We start from the raw sequence: 17,838 nt of genomic DNA, 5'->3' as shown, positions 1-17,838 counted from the left end.
GTCGTGCGTGAGCTGACCCAGTTGATCGCCCAGCGGGGCAAGCCGGGCATGATCGTTAGCGATAATGGCACCGAACTCACCAGCAATGCCGTGCTCGCATGGTGCGGCGAGATCGGCGTGGAGTGGCATTACATCGCTCCGGGCAAGCCGATGCAGAACGGCTATGTTGAGAGCTTTAACGGCCGCATGCGCGACGAGCTGCTCAACGAGACCCTGTTCCTCAGCATGGCCCATGCACGGGTCGAGATCGCTGCCTGGGTCGAGGATTACAACCGGGAGAGACCACACTCGTCTCTTGGATACGCAACCCCGGCGGCGTTCGCCGCCGAGTTGGATAAGCAATGGCCTGCTTCGCTACGCCCTACGGGCTCCGCTACGCAGCCCATTGCTTCAACTGCGCTGATGCGCAAAACAACCGCCCGGCTCTAATCCCAGCTGGGGGAAAGCTGGGGGTCACGTCACGGCCTGCAAAGGTGCCCCCAAAAGTGCCCCCAGCTACCGCATCCTGCCCTTTTCACGGCATTATTTTAATGCGCCAAACGAGGCGCGCAGGGCGTCGAAGGCACTCGTCATCTCCATCGAGCATCGGGCATCCAATTCCCAGTATTCCGCTTCCAGCCGCTCATAGGTCCGCCGCCACATTCCTTTAGGGCGCTTGATAGGCTCTTCCCAGCCTTCGCGGCACTTCAGCTTGGCCTGAACCTTGTAGAGTCGTTCGAACACCCTGTCGCGCTCTGCTTGGCGCTGTGACCGATAGGTAATGCCCCAAGCCTCTCGCCCGGCGAAGATGTCGCCCCCGTTTGGCAGGTAGAGCTTGCCGATGCGATTGCCCCGCACCGGACAGACCATCCACCAACGCCGCCCGCCAAATCGCGGCTGGGTGTACGTGAGGCGGATCGTCTGCTTTCGATCTATCCATTCGCCATCGCCGCCCCGCGCCCGCCAGCTCAATCTGATTTCGGCATCATCGGCAAAGATCAGGTTATAGGAATGCGACACGCTTGATCGGCTCTCGCCGTTGGCGGTCCAGTGCAACGTGCCAGAGCCGCGCTGGCCATCCTTGATCCAGCCATTGCGCAACATCAGGGCCAGGTCGATGGTCAATCCATCTTCCTTGACCGGCTTGCCCTTCGAAGGCCCTGATCCCCATCCACCCATTCAAGGAATATAGGAAATCCGGCTGTGCTTTTGAATCCATGCGTGGAGCGAAAAATCACGAGTTTTGATCGTTACGCTTTGGTTTGGAAAAAATCTCAGCAATCGTCACCCGATTACCATGCGCCAGCAAGGGACCTCAGTTTCTTAAGTCTGCAATCAGCTCTCAGCGTTGCGGAATTGGAGCGGTTTCAGTGGCCTTCCATGCACGCAGATTTGTATTCCGAAAACACCGCGTACCGGTATGGCAGGCAAAATTTACACCTCCAGGCGGAAGTTCCACGCCAATCTCCGGAAACCAAACAGGCCAGCTCCAAGTCTTTTCCCAAACAGCGACATCGACGAACGCACTGGCCTCGATCCCGGGGGTTATTCTGAATGAGAGATTGTATACGGGATTACCTATCTCAAGTTGGCTCAGCCCGGTATCATTAACCGAAATGACCCGGGATTGCCCAGATCGGTTAAACTTCAGTACTCGACTTGTGTTCTTATCCTTGATTTCCAATGCCAACCGTCGGGACGCTAGGTCAACGCGTATTGCAGGGTAAACGGTGACACCTGCAAATCCGTAATTTCCTTGCCCCGCAAGGAGATCAAATTCAGAGAACGTGCGCTTGAAAGCATTGATGCCAGAAGTGCCAGGCTCGGGAGGGGTGAACTGTCCATTGTTGAATGGTGTCGGCAAACCCTCAGTAAAGTCCTTGCTAATGCCTATATTGAAATCACCCTGCTTGAAGGGCACCTTGTAACGAAACCCGGCTCTCGCTTCGAACTCTGCCACCAGCTCCTTGCCTTCGAACAACTGGTCGCCGTCCAGGCCAGCTGTTCGATATTGACTCAAGGATCCATTGATAGGGCGATAGTTCAGAGTAACCCTTGCCTTGGTCGTGTCACCGGCAAATGCTGGATAACGGTACTGTCCACTGACTTCGACCGGAAAGCGAAGCCCGAAACCATATCCAAGCTTGGCATAAGGCTCGAGGTAGTAGGTTTTCTTACAAGAGCTGACGAACGGGATGTAGCGACAGGGGTCGACTTTGTACTGGACACGAGTTTGCCACTCATAGTGCTTGCCCAAAGTGAAACCGGTCAGGAAAACGTACGGCCCGAACTCCTTCTCCATCGGCTGGTTACGGGCATTATGAGCTTCGATTGCCTGCTGAACTGCAGGGTTGCTCATCGCATCAAGAATTGCCTGCTGGCGACCGACACCAATCCGCTGCATAAATGCCGGATCAAATGCCATCGGGTTGATGAGGTTTAGCCGAGGAAAGCTGGCGGTGCTGTCGAGCTTAGGCACGAATAGAACTTGTTCGACCTCTACCTCGCCCGCATTGACGATGTCTTCCAACAGTTCGTCTTCTGACAGGCTGGCGAGGCGTTCTGCCTCTGCTGGGCCAAGCTTGGCGATGAGTGCTGCTCGCTTGTCAGGATCTGCTAGACTGGCTTTCGTTTCCGCTGCCCGCGCCTGCATCTCTGCCTGGTCAGAAGCAACCGCTGACCGATAGGAGGCGATCGCGCTGGCACGAGCAACAGGATCAGCAATGAAGGCGGGGCTTACCGGGTTTGCTGACTCACTCAGCCTCTGCAACCCATTGGAACGTTGAAAACATGAATTTCCTGCCTCTTTAAGCTTGTCCCGGTTTTCAGGGCGAAGGCAGGCACCTGGCTGAACTGAATATTTAAGGGCCGAACGAACAAGCAGGCCTTCGTCAACCTCAACCACATCGGCATCATCTTGCTCTACTCGTGCGAGTTGAGGAATGTTCCGCAGGCGGTTGGCAACGTTAAACAGGGCGGCAGGGTTTTGCAGCACTGGCGTAAAGTTCACCGTTGCTGTGCCTAGACTGACCGCTGGGAGTGCACGTAGCGCGGAAATTGGCAGTTGCCGAAGAATAGGTAACGCCCGAGGCAGCACTGTAAGATCGCGAGGTGGCAGCGCGATTGGGCGAGGCTTTACATCGGTTGGCCCAGCCACCTTTGGTCCAGATGGGACCTCCCCTTTGCTTTGAGGTGGAGCTTCAACGGCGGCATCTGATGCCTGGTTGATTAAAGGCCTGAAAACTGGCGTCGCAGACTGAGCTAACGCACCCTGTGGTGCCATCAGCACACTAATAGCGGCCGAACCAATCCAGATCGTCCCAGTTCGCATTGTCCCGCCCCCCGGTAAGGATAATGCAATCGAGCATGTCTGATTAAGTTTATCAATTACGTATAATTCCGGAACTTGGACGCTGGTTTCCAGCCTGCAAGCCGCGCTGATTGTAGCCCCCTTGGACGCAAGATTTTCGAGGTTGGTGGGCTTAGGCGCACCGGGTCAGTGATATGGCATCAATTGCTCTGTAGTTTATAGCTGCACGCAGATACCCCTTGTTCGGGAAGACTTAGCCGCCACGAATCCAGCCGCCAACTTTTCCGAAATCATCTGAAAAGTCGTACTGTTACGGCGTCAGGACGCGCCAGCCTGAGTACCCTTGCCAAACGGCAAGCCGCTTGCCCTTTACCGGGCAGGATTGCCCCCAAGGCTTATGCCCCCTGCCAAGCATGTCCAGCTCGCTTTCTAGGCCCGCTGGGGCGCATTTGAGCATGTAATGGACCTTACCCCACAGCGCCGCCTCATATGCGGCTGGGGAGTGCTCCGGATTATCGGCGAAGGGAAGCTTCTCTGAATCGAAAAGGCCCGCGCAGGGCATCCCGCCAAAGTCCCTAGCAACCTTGCGCGCCATCACCGCCAAGCCGTTCTTGAGCAAAGGAGCCAGGTCGGGCGGTATGCGGATCAGCGCATGGCAGTGCGCCCCCAGTACCGGGCCACATTCCTGCACCCAAGCCCATGGCAGATTCGCATCCCGTTTGCGCAGCCACTCGCGCAGAAGGGTGATCCAAGCACCCGTTGCCTTCACACTGTCCGACGCGCTTACCCTGGCCTTCTGCCAAGCTATCGTTGCGAAGCGGGTGAAGTGCTGGCCCGATGCCAGTCCAGTGGCCACGACATTAAGCAAACGCTCGCATTGCCGCCGGTCCAACTGTGTCGAGAGTCTGTCGCCACGATTGCGCGCCCCGCCTCGCTTTAGCGTCCGTTGCACAGGGAAAAGCCCCCTATAATAGTCAGAAGCGCCCATTCCCCCTCATCTATTTGAAAACGTGATCGTTTTTCAAATTGGACTGAAACATCGGGGCACAGGTCGCCGCAAGTTTCAAAGGAACACTGGGAAACACTGGCGTTCAAGCGGGAAAAGGAGCGGGCCAAAGCGTTGGAGCCTCGGCCCGCCCATTGGCCGGCGTCAGGTTTCCTATTTACCGGTCCGCGAAAATCAGGTTAGTTGGCAACATCCAAGGGCCTTGCAGCTTTCAGGATGCAGCGTCGGTGAGGTGCCAGCCTCATCGGCGCTTTTGCCTTCAGTCCGATGTCACTGAGTGTTGTCGTTGCCGATCAGCGCTGCGAACCAATTCTCAGCAGACTGCCGGGGGATGCGCACTGCCCGGCCAACATGCACAAACTGAATGGCTCCGCCATTGCGCAAGCGATAACTTGCGCGCCTGTAGCGGATCTGTGCCCGATTTGATCAAACGCCGTGCCTCATCGCGTCTTTCGCGCGCTTGCGCCAAGGTCACGTCGGGCCAAGCGCCAAGCCCCAGACGCTTTTCCTTTCCGGCGATCCGGTATTTCAAAAACCAGAGCTTTGAACCGTTCGGCCTGATTTCGAGATACAGGCCCTTCTCGTCCGACTTGCGATAGGTCTTATCGGTTACCGCGAAGGCGCTGATTTGCGTGGCTTTGAGGCTCATCTGGGGGCACTGCCTTTAGCTGGCTATCCCGGTGCCCCCACTGGTGCCCCCAAAATTCACGGATTGTGGGGGCACTAACGGACGCAACAGGACGCATTGAGGGATGCTTTATCCCTCAAAAAGCCCTGTTTTTCAAGGCATACAGGCATATCAAGAAGCAGAGAAATGGTGCCGCTTACGTGACTCGAACACGTGACCCCATCATTACGAATGATGTGCTCTACCAACTGAGCTAAAGCGGCATCGGGCTGGCAAAGCCAGTCTGTCTGATGACTTCCCGCGCCCTTAGCGTTCGATTTGGCCGGTGGCAATCGCCAATCAGGGGTTTGGCATGCTGCTCGTGCACAAAGCGCAGATCGCCGGGCTGCTCAAGGGCGCGTGGGGCTATCGGCGGGCCGTCAGGCGCCCCTCGTCGAGATGCAGGCATTGGTCGGCAACCAGGCCCGGCGGCACGCGATGGGCAATCATCACGATGGTCATCCTGCCCCGCAGTCGCGTGAGGGTTGCCACCAGGCTGTCCTCGACCAGCGGGTCGAGCGCACTGGTGGCCTCGTCGAGGACCAGCAGTCGTGGCCGGCGCACCAGGGCGCGCGCGAGGCAGAGCCTCTGCCGCTCGCCGCCTGAGAAACTGCCGCCCCGATGGCCCGGTCGGCTATCCAGGCCGCCTGGCAGCCGCCGGACGAAATGTGCCGCTTCGGCCAGCTCGAGCGCATCCCACAAGTCTGCTTCCGACGCTTCGGGGGCGGCCCAGAGCAGGTTTTCCCGGATGCTGGTGTCAAACAGGTACGGATCCTGCGGCACATAGGCGGCCCCTGCCCTCAGCAGCACACGGTGATCCTCATCGGCGAGCCGGTCCCCGTCGATCGCGATGCTGCCCTCATCCGGCTCGACCAGGCCAAGCAGGATATCGGTCAGTGTCGTCTTGCCGCTGCCGGACGGACCGAGAAGCAGGACGAGGCTTCCCGGCAGAATCGTGGCGCTGACCTGTTTGAGAATGGCTTTATCGCGGCCCGGCGGCGTGTAGCTGACGCCCTGGATGCTGATCGCCAGTGCCCCCTGAAGGGCAGCGGGCTTCAGGCTCGATGGCCGCGGGGCCGCCCCTGCGCCAAGGCGCGATTCGATCGCCAGAATTCCCCCGACTGCCGGCAGCATGGCGATAATGCCCTGAACAGCCGTGACGATCTGCTGGACCGGCAGCACCAGGCGGGCGCAGACCACGATGAAGGCAAAGAGCGCTGCGGGCGGCAGGTCCATTCGGGTCAGGCCGACAAAGGCTATTGCCGCTGCGACAAGGCCGCCGGCCACCTGGAAGACATTCTGCACACGCAGGTTCAGGTCCATGTAGGCGACAGTGCGCCGGTACATGTCATGGGTAAGGGCGTTGAATTCTGCGGCGTGGCGATCGCTGGCATCGTGGGCCTTGGCGAGTTTCATTCCCTGCAGAAAATCAGCAAGGATAGCCTGGCGCTTGCTGCCCTGATTGCTGAGTTGCGTGCCATAGCGATGGGCGGCCCGCACCGTCGGGACCAGCAGCGGAATGGCAAGGAGGACCATGCCAACGGTAACGGCAAGCAGAGGCAGGGAAAGCTGGAAAGCCACGACTGACAGGAAGGCAGCCTGCACTACGGCCACACCCCCGCGCAGAAGCCGATCGCTGCCCAGAGCAAGGCGGCTCACGTCGTTTATCAGGGCAAACTCCAGCCGGCCGAACTGGATTTCCTGCAGGCTTCGCCAATTGGCAGAAACGATCGCCCGCACCAGCCGCTCGCGCCAATGGTCAACAATCTCGTTGGAGTGCTGCATAAGCCGCAGATCGCGCTGCCAGCCGACGATCGCGCGCAGCAGCAACAGGCCCACAAAGACGGCCAACAGCCCTGTAAGCCGCAAGTCTTCAGGGATCGCGGTCAGGAGCCGGTCGGCAAAGCCGCCTGAAAGGCCGTCCGGAACGGCATTGCCGGAAAATCCGTCGAAGGCCAGATTAAGCAGAGGTATCAGCAGCAGGATGCCAAAGGATTCGGTGAGGCTGCCGATGCTGACAAGCAAAACGAGCAGCACCAGCTTTTTCCGGCCGAGCTCCAGCAAGGATTCAAGGTAGCACCGCAACTGTCGTGCGGCTCCGCCTGCGTCCCCGACGTGCTCGGAATAGGGGGCGGCGATTTTCGCCATCACGCTGGTCGAGCAAGGCGCGGCGGGCGGCGACCTGCCATGCTACCCGACGCAACTTTCGGCGGAAGAACCGATGCCGGCCCGCGTGGCAGGCGGGTAAGCTGGCAAGAGACAATCGAGAACTTGCCAAAACAATCACCACCGGTCACGGCAACCCGGCCGGCCGCAGTCCAGGCATGCGCCTGCAGCTGTTGATCGCCATCGACGGTCACGCCCAGATGAAGAGCTGTCGGAACTGCATAGATACGCCCCATGACGACCGCCGTCACCGCCTGCGGCAGGCAGTCCGAACGGAACGGGGCGATCGCGACAACTCGAGCGATTGCCAGTTTGATTTTTTGCGCCTGCGCTTCCTCTCGCTCATCAATCACCGGAACGCATCCGACCGCGCCGACCTGCTCTCCAAGCAAGAGGGCAATCCAGCGAAACGGCAGGATACGCAGTGCACCTGCGGCCAGGCCCATTACGGCAATTGCGATTCCGAGCGCGAGCTTGTCGCCGAGAGGGGCTCGCCAGAACTTTTCCAGCATTTGCAGGTTCATGCGGAATGATCCCCAGGCCAGAAAAACTTTGCGGATGCCTCGCCAATGGCAACGAACGATTGTGATTGGCATAGTCTCCGCGAAGAGCACCCAAACGACGGATTGCCTGGCAACGGATATCGAGACCGGATCAGCCGTCAATTGTGGTTTCCACTGAGGGGAAGGCAGACCCGGCTCGTGCCGCACAGCACGGGCATGGCTTTTCCTCACGCCCCTTGCAGGCAAATTTTCAGGTCCGAGACATCATCGCCGGGATCCTGATCCCCTCGATGAAGCCGCGGACCTGAAAATGACCCTTTTGGCCGCCGCAGGTCGATACGGGCGGGGTACTCCGCTGCATCTGCAGCAATGAGTACCCGCCCGACCGGTTACCTGTTCAGAAGGCGAAGCGAGAGCATGGCGCGGCTGTCCTGAGCAAACCGTGTCATCTCCTGGTTGACCGCCATCAGCATCTCGAGCGGTCCGAAGCTATGGCCGAAGCCCAGCGAGAAGATGCTGCGCTCGATGCCCGCCACCTTCTCGAAGCGCGCCTCGAGCGAGATGCGATCACGCTGGCTCAGCTTCTGCTTGTAGCGCCCGCCAACCTGGAAGCCGCAAGTGAGGCCGGTTGCATCGGCATTGGCGTCTTCGCACAGCAGGCCGGGACTGACCGTCAGGAGATTGCCGCCGCTCTCTCCCTTCGCATTGGCCTTGCCGATAAGCCCGAAGTGGAACGGCACGCTCAGGCGCGTTGCGTCGACGGTTCCCACGGCAAAGGCGATGCCGGTGCGCGATTCCCCGCGGTACTGGGCGGCCAAGGTCGCATTCTTCAGGCTTTCCGAGGCGTGCGACAGGGCAATGTCGGTGCTCACACCAAGCCCCGCGAGGTTGAAATCGCCGGTCAACATACCGCCGAAGGCAACGCGGTTGCCTCCCATCTTGCCGGTCAGGGACATGCCCCCGTCGGCAAGATCGAAGTTGTAGCTGGCATGGCCAAAGCTGGCGAAAGCGCCCATCCGCAGTTCCGGTGCAAGCTTGACGCGCATGTAGGCATTGGCCTGATACGCCTTGTCCGAAATGTGGCTCGTGGCGAAGCTCTGAAGCTTGTCCGATGCCCAGGACCCCATCACGCCAAGACCAAGCGTGACATCGTTGCCCAGCTTGCGCTCGCCCCTGAGCGAGGCAAGCGTTCTGACAGTGGTGTTGCCGGCCCGGTTGGTAACCGCAAGGCCCATGTCGAGCAGCACGCGAATTCGCGCATTGCAGGCATTGAGCTGCTGGGCGTACTTGAGGTTGATGTTCTGCTGCGCCTCATTGGCCTGCATGGAGCCCGAAGTCGCCTTCTTCGCATTGCCGGACCCGCAACTTGCATCATCGTCGGCGGAATCCTGCATCATCCCCTCGTTGAAGGCGAGCGAGTCCTGAAGGCTGTTGAAGGCATAGTTGCGCAGGTCGGCGCGCAGACGCCCGCCGATTTCAGCAAGCTTGGCAGCGATCTCGTCAACATTGGTAACGGTAATGTTGATGGTCTGATAGCTGATGTTGCCTGCCGCATCGGTTGCCCGCACGACAATCACATAGACGTTGTTGCCATCGGCATCGGTGGGGGTTTCATAGTCCGGTGCGACCTTGAAGGTGATCGTGCCGTCTGCGGCAATGTCGAACTTGCCGCTGTCTGCGCCGCCGGAGATCGCCCAGGTTACCGCTTCATTCGCGGTGACCTTGGTTACGCCGGTCTGCCCTTCCTTGACCGAGATTGCAGAGGTTTCCGCACCGGCCCCGCCGCTGGGCCCCGTGATCAGCGGCTTGGTATCATCAACGTCGGATACGGTGATGTTGATGGTCTGGTAGCTGATGTTGCCGGCGCCGTCGGTCGCGCGAACGATGCGGCCTTGAACGTGATCGTGCCATCGGCGGCGATGTCGAACTTGCCGCTGTCCGTACCGCCGGTGATCGCCCAGGTGGTGCTCTCGTCAGCGGTCAGCTTCGCAACAGCGGTCTGGTTCTCGTTGACCGTGATAGCAGATTCCGTCGCCCCAGCGGTACCGCTCGGTCCCGTAATCTTCGGCGCGGTGTCGTCGAGGTTGGCGACCGTGACGATGATCTTCTGGGTCGTCTTGTTGCCGCTGGTACGCTGTGCGAACAGGCAGGGGCCTGCCCGACCCCGTTTTGCCCCATGCTGCGGATGCTTGCCGAGGTTCGGCGTTCAGTTCCGCCCTTCCACCGAATGAATGAAGCGCGCGGTCGCCAGGCCCCGGCTCAGCGCCAATTCGAGACGATGCGATTTCCCGGTGTCTTGCGGCGTAGTCGGCTCCCAGTCAGCTAGGGCGCCCCGCAAGGCGGCAAGGTTCATGCGCTCCTGCATTGCCGGATCTTCGGCAAGGCGGTCGATCTCCGCAATCAACTCTTCGCGTTCACGCCCGAGGCGCAGATGCCAGTCCGCCGCCTGCCGCCCGCGCCGTCGCTCTGACAGGACCATGTCCGGAAGCCGGTTCTGCAACAGCCGCCTGGCCAGCCAGCGCTTGCTGCCGTTGCGGAGATACTGATCGTCCGGGATGCTTACGCAGAATTCCAGAAACGGGCGATAGGCAGTCGGATCACGCGCCGGAATGCCGTGAAGGGCCTCCATTGCCATCTGGAACTCCCCGCCTTCGTTCATGATCTCGGTAAGAACGTCTGTGGCGATCGCCGCCGACCGTGAAGGCCAGATGGGCCGCGTCTCGTGCCTGACGGGCGTCTTCGCGGCCTTCGCGAGAAAGATAGGCCTGGGCAATCATCAGGTGATCGTCGAAATCCCGCTCATGTAACGGGATAGCGGACAATAGGTCGATGACTTCGTCAAACGCGTCCGCCATCATGCCCTGAAAAGCCAGCTTTCGGCGCACAACCAGCGATCCGGGCTTAGCGACAAAAGCTGCCGCCAGCACGGCCCGTTCGTGCATGTTCGTGATGGAAGGGGCCTTTTCAACCCTGATGTGGCGGTGCTCAGTCAATGCAATGGACCTTGTTGATATGCTTCTAATCACATCTGCGCCGCAACCGAGACGGATCGCTATATACCCCGCGAGCATTTGTCACGCAGGCAATCAGACAGGCCAGCAAGACTGCCAGCAGCTCTCGCCAGAGACGATCATTCTACGAGCAGCGCACGGCTGCATCGGGACTGCCACCTCGGGCTGAAAGCATCAAAAACGCTGCGGGCAATCTGGAACTTGCGATAACTTTTTGCTTCGGGCGGTTCGATCTCGACCCACCAATCGCGAGAGAGGGCGCTGAAAATCACCGGCCGTGGGACCGGGCCGTGATTTGCAAGGCCGCAATGATGAATCCGATAGTCCCACATGATCGCGGAACCGGGATGGACCGTCGGCGCCAGGTCGTAATCGACGCTCGGCAAGATACCGGGCTTTCGGTGGCTTCCCCGCCAAAAAGCCGTGCGCCCGCTGGTCTTATCCATGCTGACTAACGGAAGCGCAAAGGCGAGCGCAAATGGCGGAAGCAAGTGATCCACTCCCTGCTTTGCATACAGCCACGCATCACGGTGAACTGCCTGATCCGGCGCGCCGGGAATGGCAACGAGCAGACCGACTGAATCGATTTTGAACGTCTCGTCCAATAGCTCGGTCGCTATATGCGCAACCGGCTTGGGCATCAGGATAGCCTGATCGGCCAACTGGCGATCGACCCTCAACGGTATGGTATGCCGGCCGACATAGGGGCCAAAATATCGCGACCGGTCTGGAACTGCTATGTCAGCGTGATGTGCAAGGATCTCTTCCTTGCAAAGTTCGAGACGAGCGGGATCGACCAGATCATCGAGCACTACCACGCCATCGCGCCGGAGCATTGATATTGCCGCGGCGACTGCGGCCGATTGGTCGGCACCGTTCCCGAACGACACCCTGCATTGGTTGCTCATAGCGGCCCTCTGCTATTCGGCCTCGCGCCGAATGATCCGCTGTGCATTCTGGGCAAAACAGCAGGGATGGAAACTGCCCGGGGGCACATATCCATCGCAACTGGTTCCATCTCGGTAGGACGATGTCAGATTTCTTTGACAGCCCGAGCGGGATGACTACCCGGCTCGCGGGGTGGCCTTCGACAAAGACGTGTCTCGCCTTGCAGATTGCTCAGTTCCAGACTGGGGTTAGATCGGCGGCGGTCGAGATGCGCGGCGTGGTTGTTCCCGTGGGAACGACGTCATGGAACATGTGCGACGGGAGCAGCGTCAGCCACCCCTCTCGAGGCTTTAGCCAGACGCGATCCCAACATGGCTCAAAACCGGGCAGTATCTGGTCGCACCCACCCAGTTCCAACGCCCCGGCGCGCGCCTCGCTCTGGACAATGGTCGGGACCTGAACATGATAGATTGCCGTAAGATAGCCAGCTTGATGCACATGTTGCCGATGGCTGGCATTTGCGGTGAGCACCGTGGATATGCAGTCAAGTGTCGCCAGGACTGGCCGCCGCTCGCCGGTCAGTCCAAAGCATTCCGGCTGTAAGGCTGCCCGTTCCAGCTCGGCCCGGACAAAGGTGAGCAATGCCCGCCAAGCAGGTTGGTTGGTCGCGCGCGGAGTAGTATTCAGGTGGAAATCATCGCGAAATGGATAGGCTGGCGGATCTGCAGTGATCTCGGCAGCGAGTCGACGATTGAATGCCTCTATCCCGCCAAATTCCGCAGGTGGCTCGAAAGGAATTCGCCGGGGCTGTTCCTCAGGATTGATAATGGCAAGGGCGGCATCACTCCGACCGGCAGCACTTAACGCTACTGCACGCCAAGCACGACCAATTGCAGTATTCTGATAGCCTGCTGGCAAATCTTCGAAATCTTCGAGCCAATCGTTGCGATTCCGCTTGGCCTGCATCGCAAACAATCGCTCCAATGCCGCGATATCAAAGCCAGGAAGATCGAGCGCCCAACGATAGGCGCAGCGTGCGGCATCGGGCTGATTCTGGACCGTCAAGAGGTTGCCCCAGATGCGAGCAAGATTCGCCTGCGGCCGTTGTTCAAGACCAGTTCGGCAGGTTGCAGTCGCGGCCCCGATATGGCCCAGGCGTGCCATGACCTTGGCAAGCTCAGCCCATGCCTGGAATTGATCCGGATCGGCAGCTAGGCTAGCTTCTAGCGCAGCCAAAGCCCTATGGGGACGGCGCAGTCGCTCTTGAAGTATACCAATCTTCTCGAGCAATCGAGGCGAGCCGGTCTGCCGCATATATGCGGCTTCTGCCAATTCGAGCTGAACGGAGTACGGTATCCGCCCTTTTGGACTATCCTGCCACTCTATCACCCGCAGATTGACTCCCTCACGGCCTCACCAATTAGGTCTCTCGGTCAAAGACGAAAATGCATGAATTGCGCATATGTCATGGAACTGGCGGAAGATACCGAAGGCCACCGTGCCTCGAAGCCAGCGTCCAGGCCGACCATGGAGTGCGTGGTGGGCGCTAACGGGCTCGAACCGCTGACCCTCTCGGTGTAAACGAGATGCTCTACCAACTGAGCTAAGCGCCCACGCAGTGCGGCGCTTCTAGCGCCCGTGCGGCCAAGGTCAACCGGATTGCGCCAGCCGGGCAACCAGTGCACGGGCGGCGGACATGGCATCGTTCCAGGTATCGAGGAATCCGGCCTCATCGCCATACCACGGATCGGCCAGCGCTTGCCCTTCGCGTCCGGCAACGAGATCGAGCAGCAGGGCTGGCTCGGTCCCGGCTCCGGCCGGACGCAGACCCTTCAGGTCCGCCAGGTTGGCATGATCGGCGGCGTAGATGTGGCTGAAGCGGGCAAAGTCTGCGGTGCGCACCTGCCGCGCGCGCAGGTGGGCGATGTCGACACCGTGATGGCGGGCCAGCCGCCGGTCCCTGCCGAATCGATCACTACATCGAGCCCCGCCTCCGCCGCAGCATGGCGGAACGCGCCTTCCGCAAGGGGCGAGCGGCAGATGTTGCCGAGGCAGACGAAGAGCACGGCGGGAGTATCGGACATGGCGAAGTCCTATCGGCTGCACGGCGCGATGCAAGGCGGCGATTGACGCAGCGCAAGGCCGGGCGGCACAACCGGGCTATTCTGGAGGCAGCTTAGAGGAGGAGGGTTCCATGTCTGGCTACGGTTCCGATATTTACGCCGACCCGCCGCAGGTTTCGCTCGATACGCTGGCCAGCCTTGGCCCGCTTGCCCCGCTGGCCGGGGTCTGGGAGGGCGAGCGCGGAGTCGATATTGCGCCCAAGGCTGCCGGTCCGCGGACACAGGGCTTTTTCGAGAGGATCTCGCTCGAGCCGGTTGACCCCGGCAACAACGGGCCGCAGCTGCTTTATGCCCTGCGCTACCACACGTGGATGTGCAAGCCAGGGGAAAAAGGGACCTATCACGACCAGGTCGGTTACTGGCTGTGGGAGCCGGCGACCGAAACCGTGATGCATTCGCTGACCATTCCGCGCGGGCAGACGGTGCTGGCCGTGGGCAATGCAAAGGCCGATGCCAGGACCTTCACGCTCGAGGCGCGGCGCGGGACGACGGACTATGGCATCTGCTCGAACCCGTTCCTGGAAGAGAACTTCCGCACCGACAGCTTCACCATCACGGTGACCGTGCATGACGATGGCACCTGGTCCTACGAGGAGGACACGGTGATGATGATCAAGGGTCAGACCGAGCGCTTTCACCACCGCGACAGCAATCGCTTGCACCGGGTAGCCGCCCCGACACCGAACCCGCTGGCAGGCTGAGAGGAAAGAAAAGGGGGAGGAGCGGCAGCTGCGGGGTCGACGCAGTGGGGAGGCTCCTCCCCCCGTGCCATCTCCCAGAGCGAGGGGCGGGAGACGGCAGGCAGGGCCAGGGGGTTCAGACCGGCAGGGCCTGTGCATCCCCGATAGTGGCGAAATAGCGGGCCATCGCGCCGCTGGCCGCATCGGTCAGCTCGATAAAGGCGCGGCGGCGATCGGTGGTATCTTCCACCCGGCGGAACAGCCCGGATTCGATCATCTGGCTGATCCAGCGCATGGCGGTGGAAGGCGGCACGCAGGATGCGATGCACAGCGAGGTGACCGATACCCGCTTCATCTCCCCCTGCGCGGCGGTCAGATCAAGCAGCATGTCCCATGCTACTCGAGATTCCTCCGCAGCTACTGATTTTGCTTCCTAGTTTATGCGCCTCTGGCAAAGGACGTAGCGCTTTCCCATGCTAACACACGTTCTGCCTTAGCCTTACGAATTCAGAGATTTGTGCACTTCTGACCTTCGCCGAGAGTGGGGCGAAGATGGGTTCCCAACACCGCAGCCAACGTGAAGTTGATGACTATTTTAGAATCCTGCCGCTAGCGTTCGCGCCCGTGATGCGATTTCCGGTGTATGCGATGGTGTATTCCGGGGTGGGGCGCCCCCCCGGAATGCGGCGTCGCTGGTGGCCGAACTCAACCAACCCATCATGATCGAGGAGGAAAATCAGCCCCTACACATCACCACAAAGGCCGCTTGACGATGACCTGCGGCCACCGCCGAATTTACACCACCTTGACGGACGCGCCCCATTCATCCGCTCCGGTGAATAAGACAGGCTAGCACCTAACCATTTGTGCAGCGCTTCGCCGCTGCACGGATAGCAGCTTCGAGATCACCGTCTTTCAATTCAAACGATTGAAGCATGGAGACATTATCTTGTTTGATATGCAACTGACCTTCATTCCCACTGTTGCCTCTGTGTTGGCCTTTTGAATATGCGGGATTGTCCCTGACTTCTGAAGAAGCCATTACCCACAGCACTATTTCGTCTCGAAAGACGGCCACCCAAATAAATACTTCACAACACTGCGGCTTAAGCTGCTGGAAGTTCATTAGGAAAGGTCTATGGGAGTGCCTCGATAATGCCTTCATATATAATGGCTCGTCGCTTTCACTATCGACCGCCCTAGATGCCTTTACCTCTATACGGATGCCGTCAAGCCAAAAGTCATAATCGCCCGCATATTGCGCATGAAGTTTTTTAGACGGAACTTGAAGCTTAGGGCATTTGCCGTGAACATAAGTTTGGGCGAATTTCTCCCCGAAGCCGCGTGGTGCCGAAATCTCAAAAATCCATAGATTGGGATTCTTCGAAATATAATCGGAACGAATTTCCAAATATTGCTCGAACGTAATGCCGCCACCATCCATCATGAGTGCCAGCATATGCTCATACTCATTGAATGGAAAAATCGCCTGATCTTCATCCACTACGCGAATTATCTCGGATATCTGCTCTTGACTTCCCGTAAACTTGGATAAGATACTATTCTTTAATTCGATAAGATCCACTGGACGTCCTCTCAATTCCAATAAGTTGCAAGAGTTTTTCCTCATCAAAGTCTTGCAGGTCCGCGAGATATTCAGTCAGGATTGGCAGTCGCTCCAAGTCAGATCGTAGCACTTTGTGGGTTGCAAAGACCTTACAGTAGAGCCAGTTGATAAAGTCACTGCTCAGATATTCAGCTAAAATTTTCATTGATACCGGGAATGTTTCATGCGGAATTACGAGGTTGGCGCTGTTCAAAATCATTGACTGATTAGTGTCGTGATAAAACACCAACCTCGACGATATAAAGCGATAGATTAACTTCTCAGGGGCCTCATACATTGCTCGCGGCGCAACCTGTTGAAACCCCGAGAAGTCCTCGGAAATGAAGTTGGTCGGCTTCTTCAGCGCTCCTCGCTCTATGTCCGCTCCTCGATACACCGGAACGAAGCCATCACGAGGCGTGGGGCTGAGATGCCGTTTGTTATTTCCCGTTACGATGCCTAGAGCCCACTTGGCGTGGCCCGCCATCGTCGTATGAGGAAGGCCATATACATACTCGATCAGATTAGCCTCATCCGCCGTCGCCACATAGTTGATGATGGCAGATGGGTTGCGAAGAAAAGACGCATGTTCTCGCACAGTTTGTCGCGTCGAGCTACCGCATTTCACCGCAAAATTGGAGTTGGGTGCTTTCTTGAAGGCGACAAAAGACACTGCACCTGAAAGAAGTCCGGCAAAAGCTTTGCCATGATCGAACACCGAAACTAGCTGATCTTCAAGCAATGCTCGGCGAGCCACTTCAAATGACGAGACGTTGTAGAATGCCTCGGGCATAACCATGCCGTAGCACCCTTCTGGCGCCAGTATTTTCTTGCAAGCCAACAGGAAAATACCGCTAGTGTCTAAGGACTTGTTGCATGAATGAGCTTTTACAAGTTTCTCACGCTCTGCAGAGGTCAACTTTTTTCCCCACGGAGGATTTGTAAAAATAACATCAGGCGAGGGTATGCAAGCAAGGTCTTCATGATTTTGAAGAAAATCCGCATGGAAGACGGTACTACACCTACGGCCTGTCGCATCTTCAATTCGCCTCTTTGCAATAGCAACGGCAGTCTCATCTACATCACATCCGAATACATTATCTTGCTGGAAGCCGGCCCTCAAGGCCGCCAGCAGGAAATTGCCCGAGCCGCAACACGGATCGAAAAATATTGTTTTTGACCGATCCCCCAGAAGGTGCGAAAAAAATGAATCGCAGATATTGGGAGGCGTATAATAGACGCCTTCGGCGTTACGGTAAGACTGCGATAGCGCTCCCTCATAGTACGTGGAGAGACTATCTCCTGTGTACCCCGGGTTACTCACCATTTCGGTGACCAAGCCGGTGAGTTCGGCATGGTCATGGTGATCAAAGCCAGACTTATTGGCACGAGCAGTGAGTTTATCAGAGCCTACGACGTTTTTACGAAAGGCGTCGAAAGAAGCAAGGCTAATACGTTTCTTACCTATTATTTGCAGGTAGCCAGTTTTAATCCAATTTCGAATGGAGGCCTCGGAGACCTTCATAGCCACAGCTGCCTCAGAGATGGTCAGGCTGTCGTTATCAGTGTACGAAAATGTAGCTTGTACGGGTCGCATGAATACCTTCTTGGTGTCCGTCGTCAGAACATTTTGCACAACTCGCGGCGCAAATTAGCGGAGCGCGGGCATCGTCTGGGGGCGGGATCATGTAAGCGGCAAGGTTGCGGCGTTGCAAGCGCCGATCGTCAATGGCCTGACGATTACCATTCCCCATGGCTCCATACCGACATCAACCTGCGCAAAATCAGCCATCTTATATGAACAGGCCCAGGATCGCTTGCGAAAGCCCTGATCCCGCGCCAAAAGGTTCCTGCCTTCCGTGAAAGCCGGAAGGTGGGGCGTGGAAACCCCAACGAACG

At 58.4% G+C, this 17,838-nt stretch carries 17 protein-coding genes, 2 tRNA genes and 2 pseudogenes; 4 read left to right on the top strand and 17 right to left on the bottom strand.

Annotation, left to right across the window (positions count from 1 at the left end; all coding sequences use genetic code 11):
• A partial coding sequence (locus tag C0V78_RS13030; protein ID WP_144039909.1) for an integrase core domain-containing protein occupies positions 1-429 on the top strand: 429 nt, incomplete at its 5' end.
• 93 nt (positions 430-522) lie between these two features.
• Here the strand turns inward: C0V78_RS13030 and C0V78_RS13025 are convergent.
• The 8 genes from C0V78_RS13025 to C0V78_RS12990 form a co-directional block, all read right to left on the bottom strand.
• Complete coding sequence (locus C0V78_RS13025; protein ID WP_144039908.1) at positions 523-1,104, bottom strand: hypothetical protein; 582 nt, start codon at positions 1,102-1,104, stop codon at positions 523-525.
• A 217-nt stretch (positions 1,105-1,321) separates the two neighbouring features.
• Entirely contained in the window at positions 1,322-2,989 is a 1,668-nt protein-coding gene (locus C0V78_RS13020; protein WP_144039907.1) for a hypothetical protein, read from the bottom strand.
• A 610-nt stretch (positions 2,990-3,599) separates the two neighbouring features.
• On the bottom strand, positions 3,600-4,145 hold the full coding sequence (locus C0V78_RS13015; RefSeq protein ID WP_144039906.1) for a hypothetical protein: 546 nt from the start codon (positions 4,143-4,145) through the stop codon (positions 3,600-3,602).
• A 463-nt stretch (positions 4,146-4,608) separates the two neighbouring features.
• Positions 4,609-4,944 (bottom strand): Arm DNA-binding domain-containing protein, encoded by a 336-nt coding sequence (locus tag C0V78_RS13010; protein ID WP_101798100.1) that lies wholly within the window; start codon positions 4,942-4,944, stop codon positions 4,609-4,611.
• Positions 4,945-5,110: 166 nt separating this feature from the next.
• A tRNA-Thr gene (locus C0V78_RS13005) sits at positions 5,111-5,186 on the bottom strand.
• A gap of 142 nt (positions 5,187-5,328) precedes the next feature.
• On the bottom strand, positions 5,329-7,110 hold the full coding sequence (locus tag C0V78_RS13000) for an ABC transporter ATP-binding protein (protein WP_101798099.1): 1,782 nt from the start codon (positions 7,108-7,110) through the stop codon (positions 5,329-5,331).
• Positions 7,110-7,652 carry a lasso peptide biosynthesis B2 protein gene (locus C0V78_RS12995; RefSeq protein ID WP_158241557.1) on the bottom strand — a complete coding sequence of 181 codons (543 nt, stop codon included), beginning with the start codon at positions 7,650-7,652 and terminating at the stop codon, positions 7,110-7,112. Before C0V78_RS12995 ends, C0V78_RS13000 begins: the two co-directional genes overlap by 1 nt.
• 368 nt (positions 7,653-8,020) lie before the next feature.
• Positions 8,021-9,199, bottom strand: a complete 1,179-nt coding sequence (locus tag C0V78_RS12990; RefSeq protein WP_144039905.1) for a hypothetical protein — start codon at positions 9,197-9,199, stop codon at positions 8,021-8,023.
• 61 nt (positions 9,200-9,260) lie between these two features.
• On the opposite strand from C0V78_RS12990, the gene C0V78_RS12985 reads away from it, so the two are divergent.
• Both C0V78_RS12985 and C0V78_RS14810 read left to right on the top strand, forming a co-directional pair.
• The gene (locus tag C0V78_RS12985; protein ID WP_101798096.1) at positions 9,261-9,482 is read left to right on the top strand and encodes a hypothetical protein; all 222 of its coding nucleotides are present in this window, start codon (positions 9,261-9,263) and stop codon (positions 9,480-9,482) included.
• A gap of 41 nt (positions 9,483-9,523) precedes the next feature.
• Positions 9,524-9,862: a hypothetical protein gene (locus tag C0V78_RS14810; protein WP_144039904.1), complete on the top strand. Its 339-nt coding sequence runs from the start codon at positions 9,524-9,526 to the stop codon at positions 9,860-9,862.
• Here C0V78_RS14810 and C0V78_RS12980 read toward each other — a convergent pair.
• The 6 genes and pseudogenes from C0V78_RS12980 to C0V78_RS15185 form a co-directional block, all read right to left on the bottom strand.
• Entirely contained in the window at positions 9,838-10,266 is a 429-nt protein-coding gene (locus C0V78_RS12980; RefSeq protein WP_216822182.1) for an asparagine synthase-related protein, read from the bottom strand. The two genes, C0V78_RS14810 and C0V78_RS12980, sit on opposite strands and share 25 nt — an antisense overlap.
• Positions 10,229-10,624, bottom strand: a complete 396-nt coding sequence (locus C0V78_RS14805) for a hypothetical protein (protein WP_144039903.1) — start codon at positions 10,622-10,624, stop codon at positions 10,229-10,231. Before C0V78_RS14805 ends, C0V78_RS12980 begins: the two co-directional genes overlap by 38 nt.
• A gap of 137 nt (positions 10,625-10,761) precedes the next feature.
• The gene (locus C0V78_RS12975; protein WP_256385673.1) at positions 10,762-11,478 is read right to left on the bottom strand and encodes a phytanoyl-CoA dioxygenase family protein; all 717 of its coding nucleotides are present in this window, start codon (positions 11,476-11,478) and stop codon (positions 10,762-10,764) included.
• Positions 11,479-11,761: 283 nt separating this feature from the next.
• Positions 11,762-12,844: a putative 2OG-Fe(II) oxygenase gene (locus C0V78_RS12970; protein ID WP_101798093.1), complete on the bottom strand. Its 1,083-nt coding sequence runs from the start codon at positions 12,842-12,844 to the stop codon at positions 11,762-11,764.
• 223 nt (positions 12,845-13,067) lie between these two features.
• A tRNA-Val gene (locus C0V78_RS12965) sits at positions 13,068-13,143 on the bottom strand.
• 37 nt (positions 13,144-13,180) lie between these two features.
• A pseudogene (locus C0V78_RS15185) lies at positions 13,181-13,614 on the bottom strand (low molecular weight protein-tyrosine-phosphatase).
• Positions 13,615-13,724: 110 nt separating this feature from the next.
• Between C0V78_RS15185 and C0V78_RS12955 the strand changes: the two are divergent.
• Positions 13,725-14,354 (top strand): FABP family protein, encoded by a 630-nt coding sequence (locus tag C0V78_RS12955; RefSeq protein ID WP_101798092.1) that lies wholly within the window; start codon positions 13,725-13,727, stop codon positions 14,352-14,354.
• A 115-nt stretch (positions 14,355-14,469) separates the two neighbouring features.
• Here C0V78_RS12955 and C0V78_RS12950 read toward each other — a convergent pair.
• From C0V78_RS12950 to C0V78_RS12945, 3 genes and pseudogenes are all read right to left on the bottom strand, one after another.
• A pseudogene (locus tag C0V78_RS12950) lies at positions 14,470-14,730 on the bottom strand (MarR family transcriptional regulator); the annotation flags it as partial.
• A 459-nt stretch (positions 14,731-15,189) separates the two neighbouring features.
• Positions 15,190-15,918, bottom strand: a complete 729-nt coding sequence (locus C0V78_RS14800) for a hypothetical protein (RefSeq protein ID WP_144039901.1) — start codon at positions 15,916-15,918, stop codon at positions 15,190-15,192.
• Positions 15,893-17,464, bottom strand: a complete 1,572-nt coding sequence (locus C0V78_RS12945; RefSeq protein WP_158241555.1) for a TaqI-like C-terminal specificity domain-containing protein — start codon at positions 17,462-17,464, stop codon at positions 15,893-15,895. Before C0V78_RS12945 ends, C0V78_RS14800 begins: the two co-directional genes overlap by 26 nt.
• Between the last annotated feature and the right edge of the window lie 374 nt (positions 17,465-17,838).

Source organism: Novosphingobium sp. TH158, assembly GCF_002855555.1.
Classification (GTDB): Bacteria; Pseudomonadota; Alphaproteobacteria; order Sphingomonadales; family Sphingomonadaceae; genus Novosphingobium.
Note: the sequence above shows the minus strand (reverse complement) of the source record. Positions and strands in the feature narration are given on the sequence as shown.